10 protein-coding genes and 2 pseudogenes are annotated in these 19,412 nt (G+C 61.0%); 5 read left to right on the forward strand and 7 right to left on the reverse strand.

Features of this window, described 5'->3' with window-relative positions; all coding sequences use genetic code 11:
- Together AACY42_RS07475 and AACY42_RS07480 are read right to left on the reverse strand one after the other, a co-directional pair.
- A partial coding sequence (locus AACY42_RS07475; RefSeq protein ID WP_339478266.1) for a transposase occupies positions 1–328 on the reverse strand: 328 nt, incomplete at its 3' end.
- A gap of 218 nt (positions 329–546) precedes the next feature.
- Positions 547–1,041, reverse strand: coding sequence for a DUF2165 family protein (locus AACY42_RS07480; protein WP_339478267.1), 495 nt, complete (start codon positions 1,039–1,041; stop codon positions 547–549).
- 233 nt (positions 1,042–1,274) lie between these two features.
- Between AACY42_RS07480 and AACY42_RS07485 the strand changes: the two are divergent.
- From AACY42_RS07485 to AACY42_RS07495, 3 genes and pseudogenes are all read left to right on the forward strand, one after another.
- A pseudogene (locus AACY42_RS07485) lies at positions 1,275–3,183 on the forward strand (type VI secretion system Vgr family protein).
- Positions 3,180–3,910: pseudogene (locus AACY42_RS07490) on the forward strand (DUF4123 domain-containing protein). Before AACY42_RS07485 ends, AACY42_RS07490 begins: the two co-directional pseudogenes overlap by 4 nt.
- A gap of 81 nt (positions 3,911–3,991) precedes the next feature.
- On the forward strand, positions 3,992–4,831 hold the full coding sequence (locus AACY42_RS07495; RefSeq protein ID WP_339478269.1) for a 23S rRNA (adenine(2030)-N(6))-methyltransferase RlmJ: 840 nt from the start codon (positions 3,992–3,994) through the stop codon (positions 4,829–4,831).
- Positions 4,832–5,057: 226 nt separating this feature from the next.
- On the opposite strand, the gene msrA is transcribed toward AACY42_RS07495, so the two are convergent.
- The 5 genes from msrA to aceE form a co-directional block, all read right to left on the reverse strand.
- The gene (gene msrA / locus AACY42_RS07500; RefSeq protein ID WP_339478271.1) at positions 5,058–5,705 is read right to left on the reverse strand and encodes a peptide-methionine (S)-S-oxide reductase MsrA; all 648 of its coding nucleotides are present in this window, start codon (positions 5,703–5,705) and stop codon (positions 5,058–5,060) included.
- A 118-nt stretch (positions 5,706–5,823) separates the two neighbouring features.
- The gene (locus tag AACY42_RS07505; RefSeq protein ID WP_339478272.1) at positions 5,824–8,517 is read right to left on the reverse strand and encodes a putative bifunctional diguanylate cyclase/phosphodiesterase; all 2,694 of its coding nucleotides are present in this window, start codon (positions 8,515–8,517) and stop codon (positions 5,824–5,826) included.
- A 182-nt stretch (positions 8,518–8,699) separates the two neighbouring features.
- A complete protein-coding gene (locus AACY42_RS07510; protein WP_339478275.1) occupies positions 8,700–10,091 on the reverse strand; it encodes an alkaline phosphatase D family protein in 1,392 nt (463 codons plus the stop codon).
- Positions 10,092–10,510: 419 nt separating this feature from the next.
- A complete protein-coding gene (aceF, locus tag AACY42_RS07515; protein ID WP_339478277.1) occupies positions 10,511–12,148 on the reverse strand; it encodes a dihydrolipoyllysine-residue acetyltransferase in 1,638 nt (545 codons plus the stop codon).
- 11 nt (positions 12,149–12,159) lie between these two features.
- Entirely contained in the window at positions 12,160–14,805 is a 2,646-nt protein-coding gene (gene aceE / locus AACY42_RS07520; RefSeq protein ID WP_339478280.1) for a pyruvate dehydrogenase (acetyl-transferring), homodimeric type, read from the reverse strand.
- A 382-nt stretch (positions 14,806–15,187) separates the two neighbouring features.
- Here aceE and glnE point away from each other — a divergent pair, with 382 nt between their 5' ends.
- The gene (gene glnE, locus AACY42_RS07525) at positions 15,188–18,127 is read left to right on the forward strand and encodes a bifunctional [glutamate--ammonia ligase]-adenylyl-L-tyrosine phosphorylase/[glutamate--ammonia-ligase] adenylyltransferase (RefSeq protein ID WP_339478283.1); all 2,940 of its coding nucleotides are present in this window, start codon (positions 15,188–15,190) and stop codon (positions 18,125–18,127) included.
- 249 nt (positions 18,128–18,376) lie between these two features.
- Complete coding sequence (gene waaF / locus AACY42_RS07530) at positions 18,377–19,411, forward strand: lipopolysaccharide heptosyltransferase II (RefSeq protein ID WP_339478284.1); 1,035 nt, start codon at positions 18,377–18,379, stop codon at positions 19,409–19,411.
- The last annotated feature ends 1 nt before the right edge of the window (position 19,412 follow it).

Raw genomic sequence — 19,412 nt, forward strand, 5'->3', positions numbered from 1 at the left:
GCAGACGACGGAAGTTGAGAATCGTGGTTTCGTCCGGGACTCGCTCCAGACTCAGACCCGAAAACTGGCGCAGGATGGTCGTCTCATACAACGCTTCCTCCATCGCCGGATCGCTGTAGCCGAACCAGTTCTGCATCAGATGCACGCGCAGCATCGACATCAGTGGATAGGCCGGACGACCACCTTCGCCCTTCGGATAGTGCGGCTCGATCAGGGCGATCAAGCCTTTCCAAGGCACTACCTGATCCATCTCGATCAGGAACAACTCCTTGCGGGTCTGCTTGCGCTTGCCGGCGTACTCGGCATCGGCGAAGGTCATCTGTTTCATCATTGAAAAGCTCGGCGACTGGTGTCCGGTAATTTTGCCAAATCAGGAAGTCTTTTTCAGAGTTTCCGTAGGAAGTATTTCAATGTTTTGGCTTTTCAGATACTGTCAGTCCTGACAGTTTTTATATTTTTTTATTAAAAACCTATTGCCAAATAACAGGCGTGGCAAGTCAAGCACGTCGTATGACACATGTGCGAATCTCACTATTAACTCCTACCTCAATTCACGTTGGCATCCGCCTGATTGACGAAGATCAGCGCGCCCAGGATCGCCATGTAGAACCTGAACGCAGCGTCCTGGCCATTCCAGATTTCTGATTGCCACATCAGGAACCACTCGCCGCCGACGACCATGAAACCAAAGAACCAGACGAAGAAGCCCATCGTCAGGCCGGCAACGGCCCATCGCTTGGCGCGGGCGAAAACCGCGGCCTCGGCCTGGCGTGCCTGCCACAGCTCCAGTGTGCCGTAGCTCAAAAGCCCCGCCGTCAGTGCTTCACCGAAAATGATCAGCCAATAGGCGCTGTGCCACATCCAGGGGTGATCGATGGCGCGATACCGGGCGGCATTGTCGGGAAAGGTGGTATCCATACTCAGTACGTGGTGGACGAAATTGAAGTTGGAGCTGTAGTCCGTGACGTTATTGAGCACGGTCAGGAAGGCGAATGCGGCGAGCGCCAGGGTCATTGCGATTTTTGCGTAGCGTGTCGTCATGCCGTGCGTCCTTTGCTTTTTTGCGACCGTGGCACGTTATCACGGTCACCACTGCCCAGAAATCGGCCACATTGCAAGAATCTGTTGATTCGTTTGCAGGGTAGCTGCGGTTGTCCGCGATGCTTTGAATGTCTATCGGAAAATGCATCAGGTTTTACGGCTTTTAGCTTCTTGGCTGTAGGGGAAATCTGTTTTTCCTGACCTCCAATCCATTCCCCTATCGCTCGTGCAGAATCACCCGCCTCCACTTCGCAGAGGCACATTGGACGTTCCCGCCTGCCATCCCACCGCGTTTCACGCTGACACTCGACAGTGGGCCGAATGAACTCAAGGTGCTCGAGTTCAAGGGCAAGGAAGCCATCAGCCAGCCCTATCGCTTCGACCTGGAACTGGTCAGCGAGCGGCCTGACCTGGCGCTGGAAGAGCTCCTGCATCGCCAGGCATTTCTGGGGTTCGATGCTGTGGGCGGTGGCATACACGGTCAGGTCTACAGCGTGGCCCAGGGGGATTCGGGCAAACGCCTGACCCGTTATCAGATCAGCTTGGTGCCCCGCCTGGCCTACTTGCGTCATCGCATCAACCAGCGAATTTTCCAGCACCTGAGCGTGCCCGATATCGTCGCCCGGGTGCTGAAGGAGCACGGAATCCTGGCGGATGCCTGCCAGTTCACGCTTGGTGGGCAATACCCCGAGCGCGAGTATTGTGTGCAGTATGGCGAAAGCGACCTGGCCTTCATCGAGCGGATCTGCGCCGAAGTCGGCATTCATTATCACTTCAGGCACCGCCCTGATGGCCATCTGCTGGTGTTCGGTGACGACCAAACGGTGTTTCCCCGCCTGCCCGAGACAACGCTGTACCTGCCGGACAGCGGCATGGCTGCCGCCGGGCCGGCCATCAAGCGCTTGGCGGTGCGGCTCCAGACCCATACCACTGCTGTGACGTTGCGCGACTACGACTTCCGTAAGCCCGGCTTGTTACTGCAAACCCACCACGACAATCGGCAGCGCCCTGTGCTCGAGGACTATCACTATCCCGGCGGTTTCTCTGCCCGTGACGATGGCAAGCATCTGCCCCGGCGTGTCCTTGAGCGCCATGGCGCCGGCCACTGCGTGGCAGAAGGCGGCAGCGATGAAAGCGCCTTCGTCAGCGGATATTTCATGCGCATCAAGGATCATCCCCGGGAGCTGTGGAATGATCTCTGGCTTCTGACGCAGATCGACCATCATGGCCGTCAACCACAGGTGCTGGAAGAAACAGCCGCCGGTCCGGATGAATTCCAGGGCTACAAAAATACCTTTCTCGCCACGCCCAGGGACGTGTTCTTTCGGCCGCCCGTGCATCACGAAAAGCCCCGCGCCCACGGTTATCAGTCGGCGGTGGTGACCGGGCCGGTCGACAGCGAGATCCATTGCGATGAATTCGGACGGGTCAAGGTGCAACTGGTCTGGGATCGCGACGGTCAATGCGATGAGCATTCCAGCTGCTGGCTGCGTGTGGCCGCAGGTTGGGCCCACGATCACTATGGCGCGGTGATGATCCCTCGAGTCGGGATGGAGGTTCTGGTGGGGTTCATCGATGGCGACGTGGACAAGCCGTTGGTCGTCGGGTGCCTGCCCAACGGCGCCAACCCGGTGCCGTTGGACCTGCCGGCAGACAAGACCCGCAGCCTATGGCGCAGCCAGAGCAGTCCCGGTAGGGGCGGCTACAACGAATTGCGCATCGAAGACCGCAAGGGGGCCGAGGAGATCTACCTGCGGGCCCAGCGAAACTGGACCCAGCATGTGCTGCATGACCAGCGGGTGCAGGTCGATCACGAACGCAGCATCGTTGTCGCCGGTACGGCACGGCACGAGCTCAAGGCCGATGAGCAGCGTCTTACCCATGGTCGGCGCCGGCGGGATTTCCAGCAGCGTACCCATTGAGGTCGGTGGGGCGCCGATGGCGGTCATGAGCGCGACATCCGGCTCTCCAGGCCGCGCCGAGAAGCTGGTCGCCGCGGTGGCGCCTGCGCTTTCCCTTGCACAGGTCCTCAGTTTCCAAGGCCCGGCACCGTTCTGCGAGGAATGTGAGCGTTGCAGAAGCGGCGCCTGTGCAGCGCCGTTGGTCTTTCACAACCCTGTCGATGTCCGGGGGCGTCCATGAACAGCGATCAATCTCCCTGCGCCTGGCTTGAGGGCCACCCCTTGCAGGCCTCCGAGCAACTTTTCGCCATTTTCAGCAATGCCAGTAGCGCCGGGGCGTTGTCAGCCTGGAGGCGCTCGATGAACTCGACCGCCAGCCCGATCTGGGCCGATACGCCGTACGCCGAGTGGGAAACGGTCATGCCCTATGTCGGGCTGGTCAGCGCAGACAGTGGGTTTCTTGATTGGATTGCCGCCACCGACTCCCTCGATTGGGGTTGGCTGGCGGTTTCGTGTGTGAGCCAGGAAACCTTTGCCGAACACTTGCGAGGGCTCACACAGGTGTTGTTGCCCGACGGCAAGCCAGTCTTCCTGCGTTTCTGGGATGGGCGCTTCATGCGGTCGATCCTGCAATCGCCTGAGGTGGAGGCCGGGCAACTCTGCCGGTCATCAGGCGTTGCCTGATCAACGGACAATCCCTTGACGTCGAGGGAAATGGCCAGCGGCCGGCTCAGGCTTTTCCCTGGTGGCAAGTGCCCGCCGCCCTGTTGGACGCAATGACGGAGGGGCCGACGGACTGTCTGCTGGACAACTTGCTCACCTGGCTGGGTGAAGAGCATCCGTATTTGTTCGAGCGGGTCGACGGCAGCATCCTGCGGCGCAAGATTGCCCACTTTCTTGAGCGATCGGAGCCGGTTGCGGCGAAAAAGACGCCATTGCAGACGTATTTGATGCGTGAGTTGGGCTGATGACGACCTGTCCGCCGGGCTGCGAACCCCTGACGTCTGCCGCGCTTCAAGGTAAACTCGTCGCCCTTCGCAGGAGCCGCCATGAATTATCGCCACGCCTTCCACGCCGGCAATCACGCCGATGTCTTCAAACACCTGACCTTGACCCGCCTCATCGCCTTGATGTCGCGCAAGGAGCAGCCCTTCGCCTACCTCGATACCCACGCGGGCATCGGGCTGTACGACCTGCAGGGTGACCAGGCCAACCGTACCGGTGAGTACCTGGAAGGCATTGCGCGGTTGTGGGGCGAGAGCGATCTACCGCCGCTGACCGCCGATTACATGAAGGTGCTGCACGAGATGAACCCGGACGGGCAGTTGCGCTACTACCCGGGCTCACCGGAACTGGCGCGGCGCCTGACCCGCCCGCAGGACCGTGTGCTGCTCAATGAGAAGCACCCTGAAGACGGCGTGTTGCTCAAGGACAACATGAAAGGCGACCGTCGCGTGGCGGTGCACCTGGGTGAGGGCTGGCATGTGCCGCGGGCGCTGCTGCCGGTGGCAGAGAAGCGTGCCTTGATGCTGATCGATCCACCCTTCGAGCAGCTTGACGAGATGCAGCGCTGCGCCGCCTCCCTCAAGGAGGCCATTGGCCGGATGCGCCAGACAGTGGCAGCGATCTGGTACCCGGTGAAGGACCAGCGAATGTTGCGCCGCTTCTACCAGGACCTAGCCGGCACGGGCGCGCCGAAGCTGTTGCGGGTGGAACTGCTGGTGCACCCACTGGCAACGCCCAACAGCCTCAATGGCTCCGGCCTGGCGATTGCCAATCCGCCGTGGGGACTGGAGGAGGAGTTGCGTGAACTGCTGCCATGGCTGTCGAAAAAGCTAGGGCAGACCCAGGGTGGGTGGCAGATGGATTGGTTGATCGCTGAGAGCTGATCGTTGAGCCGATGCATTCAGGTCGTCTGGAAGGACACCTTCGCGAGCAAGCCCCCACATGGGTTGTGGGGTGTTCACAGAACTGCAATTGACTCAAATCCCTGTGGGAGCCGAGCTTGCTCGCGAAGGCATCACCTTGGTCTATCAGTTGCACCGAGGTGTTTGCATCGCGGGCAGGCCTTGCTCCCAAAAGCTCAGCGCCCGCACTGGGTCTGGGGCTTATAAGTCAGATCGGGCAGGTCACGCCTGTACCGCCAATCCCACAATAGCCTTCAGGGTTCTTCGCCAGGTACTGCTGGTGGTAGGCCTCGGCAAAGTAGAACGTCGGTGCCTCTTCGATTGCAGTGGTGATGGTGCCTTTGCCAGCCTTGGTCAACTCTGCCTGGAACACTTGCTCGCTGTACTCGGCCGCTGCCAGTTGTGCCCGGTTGGTGGCATAGATGACCGAGCGGTATTGAGTGCCGATGTCATTGCCCTGGCGCATACCCTGGGTCGGGTTGTGCAGTTCCCAGAACATCTTCAGAAGCTGCTCATAGCTGATCTTTGCTGGTTCGTAGACGACCAATACCACTTCACTGTGGCCGGTAAGGCCGGAGCAGACCTCTTCATACGTCGGGTTCGGCGTAAACCCGCCGGCGTAACCCACCGCTGTACTGACCACGCCTTCGCGCTGCCAGAACTTGCGCTCTGCGCCCCAGAAGCAGCCGAGGCCGAAGATCGCGAAATCCACGTCCATGGCAAACGGACCCAGCAGCGGCGCGTCGTGGACGAAGTGTTTTTCCGGCACGGCCATCGGAGTTTCGCGGCCAGGCAGGGCTTGTTCTTGAGTAGGGAGCACGTTTTTGTTCACCAGGATTTCCGAGCGCAAGACCATTATCAGTCCTCTCAGTCAGATTGAGTTGAGCGAAATAGACCGTCAGTGTGCCCAATGCCGATTAGTTAAGAAAGACGCAGCGTTGGCGAAGGGATAGACGTATGGGGGGCTGCGGCCGTCAGACGAGCGGCCCGCGGGGGTAACGCGTGAGCTTTTCAATCAGCTCGGCGCCGGGGATCGGCCGGTCGAACAGGTAGCCCTGGCCGACATCACAGCGGTGGCGCCGCAGAAACGCCAGTTGCTGGGCGGTTTCGATGCCTTCGGCCACGACCTTGAGTTTCAGGTTGTGGGCCATGGCGATCACCGCTGAGGTGATTTCCATGTCGTCCTGGTTGTCCGGGATTTCGTGGATGAAGCTGCGATCGATCTTGATGATGTCGATCGGGAATTTCTTCAGGTAACTCAAGGAGGAATAACCGGTACCGAAGTCGTCCATGGCCAGGGTCAGCCCCAGGCGCTTGAGCTGGTCGAGCTGCAAGTGGGTGTCTTCGGTGGCTTCCAGCAACAGGCCTTCGGTCAGCTCCAGTTCCAGCAGCCGGGCCGGCAGTTGTTCCTCCTTGAGAATGCTGGCGATGGAGGCGACCAGATCCGGGTCGGAAAACTGCTTGGGTGACAGGTTGATTGCCACTTGCAGGTTGCCCAGGCCGGCCGCAGTCAGTTGTTTGCTCATGCGACAAGCCTGACGGGCGATCCATTTGCCGATGGGGATGATCAGGCCGGTTTCTTCGGCCACGCTGATGAACTGGTCCGGGCGGATCATGCCCTTTTCCGGATGGTTCCAGCGCAGCAGCGCTTCCATGCCCAGCAGACGGCCGCTGCGCAGACACAACTTGGGCTGGTAGAACACGTCCAGTTCGTTCTGGGTCAGGGCGCGACGCAGGTTGTTTTCCACGAACAGCTTGTAGCTGGCCTCGGCATTCAGCGCCTCGGTGAACACCTGGACCTGGTGCTTGCCGTTGGCCTTGGCCTTGTGCAGGGCGAGGCCGGCGTTGCGCATCAGGGTCTGTGGATCGCGGCCGTGCAGCGGCGCACAGGCCAGGCCCACGGAACCGGTCACGCTGATCAGTTGGTTATCGACGAACATGGGTTTGTCGAGGGTCATCAGCAACTGGCTGGCAATCTGCTGCCCCGCCTCCAGGTCCGTGTCATCCAGCAGGACCGCGAATTCGTTACTGGCAAATCGCGCCAGGCTGCCACTGGGGCTCAAGCTGTTGCGCAGGCGCCGGGCCAGGCTGATCAGCAGTTTGTCACCGGTCTGGTGGCCGAGGCTGTCATTAATGCGCTTGAAGTTGTCGATGTCCACCAGCAGCAGGCTGATGGGCGAATCACTGTCGCGGGCGAAGCGCTCATCGAGGTTGCGAATGAACGCCGGCCGGTTGCCCAGGTTGGTCAGGTTATCGGTGTAGGCCAGGCGCTCGATGCGCTGTTGGGCCAGTTTGGTCTGGGTGATGTCTTCGTAAATGCCGATGTAGTGGGTCAGCTCGCGGTTATCGCCGTAGACCTTGGAGATCGACAACTGGCCCCAGTAGGGCTCCAGGTTCTTGCGTCGACTCTTGAATTCACCTTGCCAGCTATTGCTCTGGGCCAGTGCCGAGGGTGCGTCGAACAGCAGTTCGCTGAGGTTCTCCAGGGCCGGCAGTTCCGAGAGGCGTTGGCCGTGGACTTCCTCGGTGGTGTACTGGGTGATCTCGGTGAAGCTCGGGTTGACGTACTCGACCACGCCGTCGCAATTGACCAGCAAAAACGCATTGGCGCTCTGCTCCACGGCGCGCTGGAACAAGTGCAGGGCACTGGTGGCGGTGCGTCGGTTGTGGTTGTTGATGACCTGGGCGAACTGGTCCGCCAGCTCGCCGGCGAAGGCGATTTCATCCGACTGCCAGGCGCGGGTAACGCCCACTTGCTCAAGGCACAGCACGCCCACCACTTGGCCGTCGATACGCACGCTGGCGTCGAGAATGGCATTGACGTCACGAGCGCGCAGGTTCTCGGCCATTTCCCGGGTGCGCGGGTCGCGTATCGCATTGTGGGCGTCGATGGCGCGGCAGGTTTGCAACGCCTCCATGTAGTCGGGAAAGTCGTTGGCGTCGATCACCGCTGGCAGGAAATATTCCTGCGACGCGCGGTTGTAGGCGGAAATCGGTACCAGTTTGCCATCGTCCAGATTCCAGAGACTGGCGCAATCGATCTGGTAAATGTCGCAGGCGCTGCGGGTGATGAGCTCAGCCGCTTCGAGCAGGGAGTTGTTGGCGCTGTAGCGTTGACGGGTCAGCAGCAGGATCAGGTCCTGCTGGGCGCGTACCCGGTCCAGGTGCTGGAGCTGTTCTTGCTGGGCGCGCTGGTTCAGTTCCAGGGCGATCTGCAGGCGTGAATTCTGGGTTTCCAGGTCCAGTGCCGGCACGGAGGGTTCGCCTTGCAGCAAATTGTCCACCGCCAGCAGGTAACCGCGTAGCAGATGACGATTGTGTTGCTTATAGGCTTCGCCCGTCTCCAACACGTTCATCGGGCCCTTGGCGGTGTGGAGTGTGTAGCGAATCTGGTAATGCGAGGCCTGGGCCAATTGTTGCTGGATGGCGTCGTGCAACTGATAGCGCGCTTCGGGTTCCATCAAGCTGGCGTAGGGCGCACTGACCAGCGAACACAGCTCTACCGCCGGCAGGCCGAAGTGTCGCTCGCAGTTGGGATCGAGGAACAACAGTGCCCAGCTTGCTTCGTTCAGCCGTTCGAAACGCAGCATTCCGAGCCGCGAGGGCACCGGTAACTGCGTCACTACCTCGGCCGCCATACGGCTGGCGGCATCGGGTTGGCTTTTCATGGGGAAACTCGCTTCGAAAATGCTGATCGCGCCGGGCTGACGCCCTCGTTATTACGGATTGGCGCAAGGTTGCATCATTGCAGCACTGGCTGACAAGAGAGATGAAGGCCAAGTGCTATAAACCCTTTATCGGCCGACGAGAGGATTTCTCCAGTCGCCGACCGATCAGAAGGCATGGAAGATCATTGCAGGGGGATGTCGACGGTCTGCAAGGGGTTGCCATCCCGGTCGTGGAAGGTGACTTGAAGGCTCTGCGCCGTGATATGCAGGCGGGCGAAGTTGTCCTGGCTCACCACTTTGCTGGTCAGTTCATAGCGGTATTCACCGCTGTTGGTGCGGGCCATGGGCCTGTGGAAAATAAAATCCGAAGCTTTTGCAAAAGGCAGCAATTTACTGTTGTAGAACGGCGAGGAAACGACGGTGTTGACCTCGAAATCAGAATCTTCGCTGTGACGCAGGCGACTGGTCATGGAGCCGTGGACATCGCCCGAGACGAAAACCACGTTTTTGATCCGATGGCGGCGTATGGTTTCCAGCAGGCGCAGGCGTTGTTCCGGGAAGGCCTGCCAGGCATCGCCGTCATCGTGCCTGCTGTCAGGGAAGAACATGACGCTGGTCACGACGAGTTTGACCCGGGCGGGGCTGTTGATGAGCCATTGGAGCAGGGACTGCTCCTGTTTCTCGTCGAGGATGCGCCGATCGTGCGCCGACAGGTTGCGTTGCGTCCGGCTGTCGGTGACGAACCATTGGGTATCGCCGTGGGTGAAGGTGTACCAGTAGCGGGTTAACGACTTGTTTAATGTTCCGTCGCTCGACAGTTCATGGGCGGGGCCATGGCTGGCCTGATAAAGCTCATACGCGGCCATGGCATTGGCGTATAGAACATCGTCGTTACCGGTGTGCCTGGCGGGCCAGTTGTCTTCGATCTCATGGTCGTCAAGGATCATGTAGGTAGGGATGCCAGACATCAGTTTGCGGATATGCGGCTGAGTAAATACCGAGCGGTATCTGAAAAGAATGTTCTGATAGGTCCGGTCCGGTCCGATGACATTCAGGTCATCCAGATAAACCTGATCGCCGGTCATCAATACCGCGCTGATCGGTGGGTCGGCCTGCGCCACGATGCGGTTGATGCCGGCAAAGGTGCGGTCCCCAAGCCCCGGTAGCAGCGGGGTGCCGGCGGCGATTCGCAAGTAGCGACAAGAGCCCACGATATAAGCGCGTGGCGCATCGGTTTTGCTGGCCGGCGTGCGTAAGCAGTAGGTGTCGCTGGGCCATTGCAGCGGCAGCTCCTGGACGCTTTCCAGGGTATGGGTCGGGCTCAGGGGGCTGAACCAGCCGGCCTGGTATTCGTAGGCGGTATCGGGTTGAAGGCCATTCAACACGATGACATCGGACATATCGCGGTAGGCCTTCAATTGGACAAAATGCCCTTTCGACCAACGTGTATCGCCTTGGCGTCGGTGGCGAATACCGGCGAATACCCGGCTGTTGCCGCGATCGCCCCGCAGGAATATCCGGGCGTGATCCGTTGTCGTGTGGCCAACAATGGGGCCAGCGGTAGGTTTGAACATATTCGAGTCCATTCGAAGTGTTAATGGTGGAGTGCAAGCATCCAGTTGCCTGGTGGTTTGATGCTAAAGCCCGGCGCGTCATAAATATCGATAGGGAAGGGGGCGCAAGTTGTGGGTAATGACTAACTGGGGGCGTAGTCATTTAAAACTTGCGGGGTAGGAAAATGCCGGGTTGCCTGACAGACCGCCATCGCGAGCAGGCTCGCCCCAGGGGGAGATATCAGTTTCAAGTGCTATGCAGCGCCAAAAATCCATTGTGTGCGAGCCTGCACGCGATGGGGCCTGCACAGCCAACGTCCATGCACCTGGCCTGAATTTCAGGCAAAAAAAGCCCCGCCAAACGAGCGGGGTTGAGGTACGAGCGTGGCGCTCGGAAAACAGTGCTTCGAATGGCCCTCCGCAAGGAGGGCCGCCCGGAGTTACAGCAGGATGGTGCGGATGTCGCCCAGCAGGTCGCTTAGACGCTTGGTGAAGCGTGCAGCGGCGGCGCCGTTGATCACGCGGTGATCGTAGGACAGCGACAGTGGCAGCATCAGCTTCGGCTGGAAGGCTTTACCGTCCCAGACAGGCTGGATGGTGGCCTTGGAAACACCCAGGATCGCCACTTCCGGCGCGTTGACGATCGGCGTGAAGCCGGTGCCGCCAATGTGGCCGAGACTGGAGATGGTGAAGCAGGCGCCTTGCATGTCGTCAGCGGTGAGCTTCTTGTTCCGGGCTTTTTCGGCCAGGGCAGCGGCTTCGGCAGCCAGTTGCAGCAGGCTCTTCTGGTCGACGTTGCGGATGACCGGTACCAGCAGGCCTTCCGGGGTGTCGACGGCAAAGCCGATGTGCACGTATTTCTTGCGGATAACAGCCTTGCCGCTTGGTGCCAGGGAGCTGTTGAAGTCCGGCAGTTCCTTGAGCAGGTGCGCACAGGCCTTGAGCAGCAGGGGCAGCACGGTCAGCTTCACGCCGGCTTTTTCCGCCACGGCTTTCTGCGCGACGCGGAAGGCTTCCAGCTCAGTGATATCAGCCTGGTCGAACTGAGTCACGTGCGGAATGTTCAGCCAGCTGCGATGCAGGCTCGACGCGCCGATCTGCATCAGGCGAGTCATGGCCACTTCTTCGGTTTCGCCGAAGCGGCTGAAGTCCACCGCCGGGATCGGCGGAATGCCCGCGCCGCCAGTGGCGCCTTCGGCCGGTGCGTTCTTGGCCTTCTGCATCATGGCCTTGACGTAGACTTGCACGTCTTCTTTCAGCACACGACCGTGAGGACCGCTTGGGCCGACGGCGGACAGCTCGACACCGAACTCACGGGCCAGCTGACGCACCGCAGGGCCGGCGTGCACCTTGGCACCGCTTGGCGCAGGCGCGGCGACAGGGGCTGGAGCCGCCTCGGCCTTGGCGGCAGGCGCGGCGGCTGGGGCCGGGCTCGCTTCGGTCTTGGCAGCAGGCGCAGCGGCCTGGGCGGGTGCGGCAGGTGCCGCAGCGCCAGCGACCTTGAGCTTCAGGATCAGGTCACCGGTGCCGACTTCGTCTTCGAGCTTGATCTCGATGCTTTCCACCACTCCGGCGGCCGGCGATGGGATTTCCATGCTGGCCTTGTCGGATTCCAGGGTGATCAGCGACTGGTCGGCTTCGACGGTGTCGCCCACCTTGACCAGCACTTCGATGATCTTGGCCTTGCCCGACGACCCGATGTCCGGGACATGAATGTCCTGGACCGTGGCAGCGGCAGGCGCAGCAGCTGGCGTGGGAGCCGCTTCGGCAGCCGGTGCGGCGGCAGGCTTTTCAGCCGTGGCCGGGGCAGCAGCCGGGGCGGCCGCTTCAGGCGCCGCAGCGGCACCCTCGACTTCCAGCTCCAGCAGTTCGTCGCCTTCTTTCAGGCGGTCGCCCAGCTTCACTTTCAGGCTCTTGATGACCCCGGCCTTCGGCGCAGGCACTTCCATGCTGGCCTTGTCCGATTCAAGCGTCAGGATGCTCTGGTCGGCTTCGATACGGTCGCCGACCTTCACAAACAGTTCAATTACTTCACCTTCACCGCTGCCGATGTCAGGTACGCGAATGAGTTCGCTCACGAAAATTCTCCTCAGCAGTCCAGTGGGTTGCGTTTTTCCGGATCGATGCCGAACTTGGCGATGGCTTCGGCCACCACCTTGGGTTCGATATCGCCACGGTCAGCCAGGGCTTCCAGGGCTGCCAACACAACGAACTTACGGTCGACTTCGAAGAAGTGACGCAGCTTTTTGCGGCTGTCGCTACGGCCGAAACCGTCGGTGCCCAGCACTTTGAATTCCTTGGAAGGAACCCACTGGCGGATCTGCTCGGCGAACAGCTTCATGTAGTCGGTAGATGCGATGACCGGACCTTTGCGGCCGTTCAGGCATTCTTCGATGTAGCTCAGCTTCGGCTTCTGGCCAGGGTGCAGGCGGTTGCTGCGTTCTACGGCCAGGCCGTCGCGACGCAGTTCGTTGAAGCTGGTGACGCTCCAGACGTCGGCGCCGACGTTGAACTCTTCACGCAGGATCTTCGCTGCCTCACGCACTTCGCGCAGAATGGTGCCCGAGCCCATCAGTTGGACGTGGTGCGCCGCTTCGCGGGTGTCTTCTTCGAGCAGGTACATGCCCTTGACGATGCCTGCTTCGACACCGGCCGGCATGGCTGGCTGCTGGTAGGACTCGTTCATTACGGTGATGTAGTAGAAGACGTCCTGCTGCTCTTCGGTCATCTTCTTCATGCCGTCCTGGATGATCACCGCCAGCTCGTAGCCGTAGGTCGGATCATAGGTGCGGCAGTTCGGAATGGTCCCGGCCAGCATGTGGCTGTGGCCGTCTTCGTGCTGCAGGCCTTCACCGTTGAGGGTGGTCCGGCCTGCGGTACCGCCGATCAGGAAGCCGCGGGTACGGCTGTCGCCGGCCGCCCAGGCCAGGTCGCCGATACGCTGGAAGCCGAACATCGAGTAGAAGATGTAGAACGGCAGCATCGGCTGGTTGTGGCTGGAGTACGAAGTACCGGCGGCAATGAAGGAGCTCATGGCGCCCGCTTCGTTGATGCCTTCTTCGAGGATCTGGCCCTTCTTGTCTTCGCGGTAGAACATCACCTGATCTTTATCGACTGGCTCGTAGAGCTGGCCGACGGACGAGTAGATGCCCAACTGGCGGAACATGCCTTCCATACCGAAGGTGCGGGCTTCGTCCGGGATGATCGGGACGATGCGCTGGCCGATTTCCTTGTCCTTGACCAGTTGCGCAAGGATCCGCACGAAAGCCATGGTGGTGGAGATTTCACGGTCGCCCGAGCCGTCCAGGATCGCCTTGAGGGTCTCCAGTGGCGGGGTCGGAACGCTGAAGCTCTTGGCGCGACGCTGTGGCACGAAACCGCCCAGTGCGGTACGGCGCTCGGCCAGGTAACGGGCTTCGGCGCTGCCTTCTTCGGGTTTGAAGAACGGCAGGTTTTCCAGCTCGCTGTCTTTGACCGGAATGTCGAAGCGGTCGCGGAACAGCTTCAGGCTGTCGACATCGACTTTCTTGGTGTTGTGCGCGGTGTTCTTCGCTTCGCCGGCGCCGGTGCCATAACCCTTGATGGTCTTGGCCAGGATGACGGTTGGCTGCTCTTTGTGGTTGACCGCTTCGTGGTACGCCGCGTAGACCTTGTACGGGTCGTGGCCGCCGCGGTTGAGTTTCCAGATCTCGTCGTCGGACAAGTCGGCAACCATCGCCTTGAGTTCAGGCGTGTTGAAGAAGTGCTCACGGACGAACGCGCCGTCCTTGGCCTTGTAGTTCTGGTACTCGCCGTCGATGACTTCGTCCATGCGACGTTGCAGGATACCGTCGACATCCTTGGCCAGCAGTGGGTCCCAGAAACGGCCCCAGATGACTTTGTTGACGTTCCATTGGGCGCCACGGAACACGCCTTCGAGTTCCTGGATGATCTTGCCGTTGCCGCGAACCGGGCCGTCGAGGCGCTGCAGGTTGCAGTTGATGACGAAGATCAGGTTGTCCAGCTTCTCGCGGCCGGCCAGGGAGATCGCGCCCAGGGATTCCGGCTCGTCGCACTCGCCGTCACCCATGAAGCACCAGACTTTCTGCTTGCCTGGCTGAATGAAACCACGGGCTTCCAGGTACTTCATGAAGCGCGCCTGGTAGATCGCCTGGATCGGGCCCAGGCCCATGGAAACGGTCGGGAACTGCCAGAAGTTCGGCATCAGCCAAGGGTGCGGGTACGACGACAGGCCGTTGCCGTCCACTTCCTGGCGGAAGTTGTTCATCTGGTCTTCGGAGATGCGGCCTTCCATGAACGCACGGGCGTAGACGCCTGGCGATGCGTGGCCCTGGAAGTAGATCAGGTCGCCGCCGTGTTCGTCGGTCGGGGCCTGGAAAAAGTAGTTGAAGCCGATGTCATACAGCGTCGCGCTGGAGGCGAAGCTGGAGATGTGACCGCCCAGGTCAGAATCTTTCAGGTTGGTACGCATGACCATGGCCAACGCGTTCCAGCGTACCAGCGAGCGAATGCGGCGTTCCATGAACAGGTCGCCAGGCATGCGTGCTTCGTGGGTAACGGGGATCGTGTTGCGGTACGGCGTGGTGATGGCGTAGGGCAGTTGCGAACCGCTGCGGGTTGCGAGTTCGCCCATACGGGTCATCAGATAATGAGCACGGTCTTCGCCTTCTTTGTCGAGAACCGATTCCAGGGCGTCCAGCCATTCCTGGGTTTCGACGGGATCGAGGTCTTGCATGGCTTGCTCCAGGGCGGAAAGGCTACCAGAATCGGTTGCCTGAGTTTGCGACTGGCCTTGTGGGCAGACGATATAAATTCTTGGATTGCCGAAGGTTGTTTCGGCGGCGTGTAGTTTTACTACAAATCGTCGGCCGTTTCAGCCTTTCGAATGTATAGACGAGTAGTAAAACTACACGTGAGCGGCTTATGGCCCCTCGTTTCGTTGTGAGAATAATCGTTACTGTTGGTCTTTGGCCAACTCGAACAGGTAAAAACTTGATGCCGGCTGCCAATAAAATCAGAATTTCAGCTATTTATCATCTTTGTTCGACAGTCGATCGGGTAGTGTCATTTGACAAAACACTACATCCAGCCTCCCCCGCGCCGATCAAGGATAGACCATGAGCCTGCCCTCGCTTGCCGAAGTACCGGTCATTCTCCAGCCATTGGTCAGCCGTGCCGAGCAGTCGTTCCGTGCGGTGGTCGCCTTGTTCGACGACGATCACGGGCTGTCGGCCTGGACCCCGCAGCGCTGGGAGGCATTCAACCGTATCGCCGCCGCCAGCGACTTTGTCATCGAGCAGAGTGTCCGTGACCCGGTGATGCTGCTGGAGCTGGTGCGCAGCGGCGAACTGGACCGAAGCCTGGCGCCGGGTGAAATGCGCGCGCAGATCGGTGCCGCTGTGCAGGCCGCCGAGACCGAAGAAGAGCTGGGCCGCGTCCTGCGCCGCCAGCGCACCCGCCAGCAGGTACGGATCATTTGGCGCGACCTGAACCGCGAGGCCGACCTGGTCCAGACCTGTCGCGACCTCTCGGACATGGCCGACACCTGCATCGACCAGGCCTATCAATGGTTGTACCAGCGCCTCAGCCAGCAATTCGGCACGCCCACCGGGCGGCGCAGTGGCGAGCCGCAGCAGATGGTCATCCTGGGCATGGGCAAGCTGGGGGCCGTGGAGCTGAACCTGTCGTCGGACATCGACCTGATCTTCGCCTACCCCGAGGGCGGTGAAACCGTTGGCGTCAAGCGACCGCTCGATAACCAGGAGTTTTTCATCCGTGTCGGCCAGCGCCTGATCAAGGCCCTGGACCCGATGACCGTCGACGGGTTTGTGTTTCGCGTCGACATGCGCCTGCGCCCCTACGGCTCGGCCGGGGCGCTGGTGCTGAGCTTCAATGCCTTGGAGCAGTACTATCAGGACCAGGGCCGCGACTGGGAACGCTACGCCATGATCAAGGCGCGCGTGGTGGCGGGTGACCAGGCAGCGGGTGCGCAATTGCTCGACATGCTGCGCCCGTTCGTCTATCGCCGTTACCTGGATTTTTCCGCCATCGAAGCGCTGCGCACCATGAAACAACTGATCCAGCAGGAGGTGCGGCGCAAGGGCATGGCCGACAACATCAAGCTGGGCTCGGGCGGCATTCGTGAGGTGGAGTTCATTGCCCAGGCATTCCAACTGATTCATGGCGGTCGCGACCTGAGCCTGCAGCAGCGTCCACTGCTCAAGGTGCTGGGGACCCTCGAAGGTCAGGGCTATCTGCCGGCCAAGGTGATCGACGAGCTGCGCCAGGGTTATGAATTCCTGCGTTATACCGAACATGCGATCCAGGCCATTGCCGACCGCCAGACCCAGATGTTGCCGGACAACCCGCAGGACCAGGCGCGCATTGCGTTCATGCTGGGTTTTGCCGACTGGCCGGCCTTTCACGAGCAATTAATGTACTGGCGCGGGCGTGTGGCCTGGCATTTCGGTCAGGTCATCGCCGATCCGGACGAAGAGGCGGGCGGCGTAAGCGAAGTGGTGGTGGGCGGCGAATGGTTGCCGTTGTGGGAAGACAGCCAGGATGAAGAGGCGGCGTGTCGTCAGTTGGAGGAGGGCGGTTTCGTCGATGCACCCAAAGCCCTCAAGGCCTTGGCCGCCCTGCGCGGCAGCCCGCAGCTGCGCGCCATGCAGCGCCTGGGGCGCGAGCGTCTGGATGCCTTCATTCCGCGCCTGCTGGCCCAGGCCGTCGAACATGCCGATCCAGACCTGGTGTTGGAACGGGTGCTGCCCTTGGTGGAGGCCGTGGCCCGCCGTTCGGCCTACCTGGTGTTGTTGACGGAAAACCCCGGCGCCCTGCGTCGCTTGCTGACGTTGTGCGCGGCGAGCCCGTGGATTGCCGAGCAAATCGCCCGTTTCCCCCTGCTGCTCGATGAATTGCTCAACGAGGGCCGGCTGTTCAAGCCGCCCTTGGCGCCGGAGTTGGCGGCGGAGTTGCGTGAGCGCTTGACGCGCATCCCCGAGGATGACCTTGAGCAACAAATGGAGGCGCTGCGGCATTTCAAACTGGCGCACCGCTTGCGGGTGGCCGCCTCGGAAATCGCCGGCAGCCTGCCGCTGATGAAAGTCAGCGATTACCTGACCTGGCTGGCCGAGGCGATGCTCGAACAAGTGCTGGCCCTGGCCTGGCGCCAGACGACCGCCAAGCACGGCGTGCCATTGCGCACCGACGGCAGCCTGTGCGATCCGGGCTTCATTATTGTCGGTTATGGGAAAGTCGGCGGCCTGGAATTGGGGCATGGTTCCGATCTGGACCTGGTGTTCATCCACGATGGCGATCCGCACGCGGAAACCGACGGCCCCAAACCCATCGACGGTGCACAGTTCTTCACTCGGCTCGGCCAGCGGATCATTCACCTGCTGACCGCCCAGACCAACTCTGGACAGTTGTATGAAGTGGATATGCGCCTGCGGCCGTCCGGGGCGTCGGGGTTGCTGGTCAGTTCCCTTGGGGCGTTCTCTCGTTACCAGGAGAATGAAGCCTGGACCTGGGAGCATCAGGCCTTGGTACGGGCGCGGGTGCTGGTGGGCAGCCAGGATGTGGGCCAGGCGTTCGAGAAGGTCCGCGTCCAGGTGTTGGGACGCAAGCGTGACTTGCCGACGCTGCGCCAGGAGGTCAGCGACATGCGCGCCAAGATGCGCGATAACCTTGGCAGCAAGGCCACCGCCGCCGGGACCGCGCCGAATGCCTTCGAGGCCTCGGCGCCCTTCGACCTCAAGCAGGATGCCGGAGGTATCGTCGATATTGAATTTATGGTGCAATACGCGGCCTTGGCGTGGTCCGAGGAGCACCCGTCGCTGGTGCGCTACACCGATAACATCCGCATTTTGGACGGGTTGCAGGAGGTCGGGCTGATGCCGGCCGAAGATGCCACGCTGTTGCGCGAAGCCTACAAAGCCTACCGCTCCGCCGCTCACCGCCAGGCCTTGCAGAAAGATGCCGGGGTGATTGCTGGCGACCAGTTCGTGGAGGAACGCCAGCAGGTGCTGCGGATCTGGCGGGAGCTGGGCCTGAGCTGAAGATTTAAATGTGCGAGCGAGCTTGCTCGCGATGACGGAGTGTCAGGCGACATTGATGTTGAATGTGCCGACCTCATCGCGAGCAAGCTCGCTCCCGCAGTGGATTTGCGGTGTTGCACCGGGCTGAAGACATAGGCAGACCCCTTGTGGGTGGTGTGTTGTAGATTAGGGCAACAGGCAACGACCTAAGCCACAGTGATTCTCGAGGCGGGGAGGCGTAGGCCTCCCCGTATCGTTTTTGGAAAGCACATGAATATTCTGATCGTTGGGCCCAGCTGGGTCGGTGACATGGTGATGGCGCAGACACTGTTCCAGTGCCTGAAGCAGCGTCATCCGCAGTGCGAAATCGACGTCCTGGCCCCCGAGTGGAGCCGGCCGATTCTTGAGCGCATGCCCGAGGTACGCAAAGCCTTGAGCTTCCCGCTCGGCCACGGCGTGCTGGAGTTGGCGACCCGTCGACGCATTGGCAAATCCCTGGCTGGTCAGTACGACCAGGCGATCCTGTTGCCCAATTCGTTGAAATCGGCACTGGTGCCGTTCTTCGCCGGCATCCCCAAACGCACCGGCTGGCGTGGCGAGTTTCGCTACGGCCTGCTCAACGATGTGCGCACGTTGGACAAAGAACGTTATCCGCTGATGATCGAGCGCTTCATGGCCCTGGCCTACGAGCCTGGAGCCGAATTGCCCAAGCCCTATCCACGACCGAGCCTTGCGATCGACCCGGTGAGCCGTGAAGCGGCGCTGGCCAAGTTCGGCCTGAGCCTGGATCGTCCGGTGCTGGCGCTGTGTCCGGGGGCCGAGTTCGGTGAGTCCAAGCGCTGGCCGGCGGAGCATTACGCCCAGGTTGCCGAGGCGAAGATTCGCGAAGGTTGGCAGGTCTGGCTGTTTGGCTCGAAAAAAGATCACCCGGTGGGCGAAGACATCCGCTCGCGATTGATCCCGGGCCTTCGGGAAGAGTCGGTAAACCTCAGCGGCGACACCTCCCTGGCCGAGGCCATCGACCTGCTGTCCTGCGCCGATTCGGTGGTCTCCAACGACTCCGGCCTGATGCACGTGGCCGCGGCGCTGAACCGACCATTGGTGGCGGTCTACGGTTCCACCTCGCCGGGCTTCACGCCACCGCTGGCCGACAAGGTCGAAGTCGTGCGCCTGGGCATCGAGTGCAGTCCGTGCTTCGACCGCACCTGTCGCTTCGGTCATTACAATTGCCTGCGTCAGCTCATGCCGTCGTCGGTGAACGAGGCCCTGGAGCGTTTACAGGGCACTCCCGTGGAGGTCCGGTAAC

Source organism: Pseudomonas sp. RL_5y_Pfl2_73 (genome assembly GCF_963970515.1).
Taxonomy (GTDB): Bacteria; Pseudomonadota; Gammaproteobacteria; order Pseudomonadales; family Pseudomonadaceae; genus Aquipseudomonas.